The organism is Streptococcus oralis subsp. oralis (genome assembly GCF_002096435.1).
GTDB lineage: Bacteria > Bacillota > Bacilli > Lactobacillales > Streptococcaceae > Streptococcus > Streptococcus oralis_AA.
The window spans coordinates 1-308 of record NZ_NCUI01000003.1; the positions used below are offsets into that span (position 1 = coordinate 1).

The following is a 308-nucleotide window of genomic DNA, read 5'->3' on the forward strand; positions in this document are numbered from 1 at the left end:
AACTTGTCCGCATATGTGAAGGAAGACGGCCGTACACAGATTCCGAATAAGGCTTCTTATGACGCAAGCTTCCCACACAAACCAGGTGTGCACAAGGACTCTAACGAAGTCCCAGTAACACCTCCAACACCAGACGAGCCAGAAATCAAGAAAGATGTGAATGGCAAGGCAGAAGAAACTCTCGCAAAACGTGATGAAGTCTTCACATACAACGTGAAAACAACAGTAGCGCAAGATGCGACAGCCTTCTCAGTCACAGATACCCTAGTGGACGTTCTTGAATTCGCAGGAACTTCAAGTGCTAAATT

1 protein-coding gene is annotated in these 308 nt (G+C 46.4%); it reads left to right on the forward strand.

What is annotated here, in order from left to right:
• Positions 1–308 (forward strand): isopeptide-forming domain-containing fimbrial protein (locus B7723_RS00015; RefSeq protein WP_142358066.1); only part of this gene is annotated, 308 nt, incomplete at both ends.